General features: G+C 62.6%; 4 protein-coding genes and 1 pseudogene. 4 read left to right on the top strand and 1 reads right to left on the bottom strand.

The genetic code is table 11. The annotated features are described in order from the left end of the window. The 4 genes and pseudogenes from WB528_RS01250 to WB528_RS01235 all read left to right on the top strand — a co-directional run. A pseudogene (locus tag WB528_RS01250) lies at window positions 1-119 on the top strand (helix-turn-helix domain-containing protein); the annotation flags it as partial. A gap of 260 nt (window positions 120-379) precedes the next feature. Next, a complete protein-coding gene (locus WB528_RS01245; protein ID WP_423886616.1) occupies window positions 380-1,222 on the top strand; it encodes a shikimate dehydrogenase in 843 nt (280 codons plus the stop codon). An 86-nt stretch (window positions 1,223-1,308) separates the two neighbouring features. Then, on the top strand, window positions 1,309-1,935 hold the full coding sequence (locus WB528_RS01240; protein ID WP_423886615.1) for a hypothetical protein: 627 nt from the start codon (window positions 1,309-1,311) through the stop codon (window positions 1,933-1,935). 120 nt (window positions 1,936-2,055) lie between these two features. Next, window positions 2,056-2,688, top strand: coding sequence for a hypothetical protein (locus tag WB528_RS01235; protein WP_423886614.1), 633 nt, complete (start codon window positions 2,056-2,058; stop codon window positions 2,686-2,688). Window positions 2,689-2,805: 117 nt separating this feature from the next. On the opposite strand, the gene WB528_RS01230 is transcribed toward WB528_RS01235, so the two are convergent. Then, window positions 2,806-3,578, bottom strand: a 773-nt coding sequence (locus tag WB528_RS01230; RefSeq protein ID WP_423886613.1) for an alpha-hydroxy acid oxidase, incomplete at its 5' end; no start/stop codon positions are given.

Here is a 3,578-nt window from a genome sequence, read left to right as displayed (position 1 = left end):
GGCGCTTTTGGGAATTGACCAGCGAACGCTTGCCGAACTGGCCGGGCTTTTGCTGCCAACCATTCAGGATGGAAGCGAGCGTCCGCACCGTGCGCGGTGTCGTCGAATCTCTGACACGGGATTCGAGCGACGACTGATTTGACCATTGTCGCTCGAACGTTCGTGCAATTGAAATGGAACGAGCGGACATGAGCATCGCCGCCACGCGAGCGCGCCAAACGCATCAGCCGACCTTTGCCGAACTCTATGTGCCCATCGTTCAGGCCGCGATTCCGATTTGAATCAAAATCCGGGCTGTGATCTTTTCCCCGCGGCATTGACTCGTAATGCGGCATGCCCGATGGGAAGAATGACGATTGCGACGCCGCAAGGGGAGACGATGGCATCCATAACCAAATCACGCGCGGCATGCCTGATCGGGTGGCCGGCGGCGCATTCGCGCTCGCCGCTGATTCATCATTACTGGCTGCGCAAGCTCGGCATCGAAGGCGGATACAACATCGAGGCGGTGCCGCCCGAAGGCTTTGCCGAATTCGTCCAGCATCTGTCGACGCACGGCTTTGTCGGCGCCAACGTCACCATTCCGCACAAGGAGCGTGCGCTGGCGCTGACGAGCCCGGATGCGCGCGCGCGCGCGGTCGGCGCGGCCAATACGTTATGGTACGAGGGCAACGAGCTGCGCTCGACCAACACCGACATCGAAGGCTTCATCAACAATCTCGATGCCGCTGCGAAGGGTTGGGACGCCACCAGCGACGCGCTGGTGCTTGGCGCCGGTGGCTCGTCGCGTGCGGTCGTGTACGGCCTGATCGAACGCGGCATCAAGCGCGTGCATCTGGTGAACCGCACGATGGAGCGCGCGCGTGCACTGGCGGATCTATTCGGAACGGCGGTGCATACCGTGGCGTGGGAAAAGCTTGGTGAACTGCTTCCGCAGGCCGGCCTTCTGGTCAACACCACCTCGCTCGGCATGCACGCCCAACCGGCGCTCGAACTCGACATTGGGCGCCTTCCATCGCACGCCATCGTGGCCGATCTTGTTTATGTCCCGCTTGAAACAGAGCTGCTGAAAACGGCGCGGGCGCGCGGCCTGAAGACGGCCGATGGCCTCGGCATGCTGTTGCATCAGGCGGTGCGCGGTTTCGAACTCTGGTTCGGCCAGAGGCCGGAAGTCACTCCGGAATTGCGCGCGCTGGTCGAGGCCGATCTCAGGGGCGCGTGATCGCCCAGAAGTGTCCCGCTCGCGCGGTGGTGAGCGGCGTTATCTCTACGGCCATCGATAAGGTGTCGCCCACGGAGGGTCCTCACATGCCGATCTATCGCTCTACACTCGCCCGCCCGCTGATCGCGGCTGCGATGGTGGTTGCATCTGTGCTCTGCGCCGCCGCGCAACGGCCTCCGACGCCGACACGGGTGCGGGGCACCATCGAGGCCGTCGACGGCGATGTGCTCACGGTCAAATCGCGCAGCGGCGAGGAAGTCAAATTGCACATGACCGGTGACGTCAGGATCGTCGGAATCATCAAGATTTCGCTGGCCGACATCAAGCTCGGCTCCTTCATCGGCACCACCACGGTTCCGGGCGCCGACGGCCGTCAAGACGCCGTCGAGGTGCACGTCTTCCCGGAGAACATGCGCGGTACAGGCGAGGGGACGCGTCCCTACGATCTCAAGCCCAACTCGACCATGACCAATGCGACGGTCGCCGAAGCGGTCGCCGGCAATGACGGCCAGACATTGACGATCAAATACAAGGACGGCGAGAAGAAAGTCACGGTCGGTCCCAATACGCCGGTCGTGACCTACGTTCCCGGCGAAAAATCCGATCTCAAGGCCGGTGCCAAGATTATCGCCTTCGTCAAGCAACTGCCTGACGGATCATTTGAAAGCAACCGCGTCAGCGTCGGGCGCGATGGACTGACCCCGCCGATGTAACGATTTGCCTCGCCTTGCGTAAGGTTCGATGGGGAGGCGCTGGTTGCCCCGCCATCCTGGAATAACTCCCGTTTCGCGGGGTATTCCTTCTGTTCCGACCTAAACCTTTGAGGGAAAATCATGCCGAAAATCTCTTCGTGGCTGCCGCGTTCGCTCGCCGCTTCGCTGGCCGTCGTTTCCGTCCTGGCCTCGGCCGCATGGGCCCAGCAGTCACCGACGCCCACCCGCATTCGCGGCACCATCGAAAGCATCGATGGCAAGACGATGAACATCAAGACCCGCGAGGGCACTGACGTGAAAGTGAAGATGACCGACGATATCTCGGTCATTGGCATCGCCAAGACCTCGCTGTCGGAAATCAAGCAGGGCAGCTACATCGGCGTATCCGCCATGCCGCAGCCCGACGGCAGCCAGAAGGCGCTCGCGATCCATATCTTCCCGGAAGCCATGCGCGGCGCGGCTGAAGGGTTCAGGCCATGGGATCTGCGCCCGAACTCCACCATGACCAACGCCACCGTCGCGCAAACCGTTGCCAGCGTCGATGGCCAGGTCATCGAGGTCAAGTACAAGGACGGTGAGAAGAAGGTCGTGGTTCCGCCGGATGCGGCGATCGTCGCTTTCGTCACCGGCGAGAAGTCCGAAATCAAGCCCGGCGCAAAGATCATCATCTTCGGCGCGAAGAAGCTGGACGACGGCTCGCTCGAGACCAACCGCATCGGCGTCGGCCGCGACGGCATCGCGCCTCCGATGTGACGGTTCTTGCCCTCTCGCCTTGTGGGAGAGGGCGCGAGAATACAGCGGCGTCCTGAAGGCCGCCTACGCACCCTCTCCCGCAAGGGGAGAGGGTCAAGCGCGCGAGCGCTGAAAGTCTCACACCGCCAGCACGTGATCGTCGATCTCGGCGATGGTGTTGACGCCGCACAGCCCCATGGTCGTCAGAAGCTCGGCGCGAATGATGTCGATCGCCTTGGTGACGCCAGGCTCGCCATAGGCGCCGAGGCCGTGAATATAGGCGCGGCCGATCATGCAGGACTTGGCGCCAAGGGCGATTGCCCGCACCACGTCCTGGCCGGAGCGGATGCCGCCGTCGAACATCACTTCCATTTTGTCGCCGATCGCATCCACGATTTCCGGCAAGGCTGCGATTGACGACGGCGCGCCGTCGAGCTGACGTCCGCCATGGTTGGACACGACGAGCGCCTGCGCGCCGCTCTTGGCGGCCTCGTTGGCGTCCTCGACATCGAGAATGCCTTTCAGCACCAGCTTGCCGGGCCAGATGCTGCGGATCCATTCGACGTCTTTCCAGTTCAGCGTGGTGTCGAATTGCGTTCCGATCCAGGCGCCGAGCGCGGTGATATCGTCGGTGCCCTTCAGATGACCGACGAGATTGCCGAAGGTGCGGCGCTTGCCGCGCAAGACACCCGCGATCCAGGCGGGCTTGGTGGCGAAATCGAACAATTTCGACAGCGACCATTCCGGCGGCACCGTCATCCCGTTCTTGATGTCGGCATGGCGTTGTCCGATCACCTGGAGATCGACGGTGAGCACGAGCGCGCTGCACTTGGCGGCGATGGCGCGTTCGATCAGCGCCTTGATGAAGCCGCGGTCCTTCATGACGTACAACTGAAACCAGAACGGCTTCT

Origin of the sequence: Bradyrhizobium sp., from assembly GCF_049586575.1 — a bacterium.
Classification (GTDB): domain Bacteria; phylum Pseudomonadota; class Alphaproteobacteria; order Rhizobiales; family Xanthobacteraceae; genus Bradyrhizobium.
Note: the sequence above shows the minus strand (reverse complement) of the source record. Positions and strands in the feature narration are given on the sequence as shown.

Coding starts and splice junctions, on each gene's coding strand:
- WB528_RS01245 (WP_423886616.1), top strand. CDS start 380: ATGGCATCCATAACCAAATCACGCGCGGCATGCCTGATCGGGTGGCCG.
- WB528_RS01240 (WP_423886615.1), top strand. CDS start 1,309: ATGCCGATCTATCGCTCTACACTCGCCCGCCCGCTGATCGCGGCTGCG.
- WB528_RS01235 (WP_423886614.1), top strand. CDS start 2,056: ATGCCGAAAATCTCTTCGTGGCTGCCGCGTTCGCTCGCCGCTTCGCTG.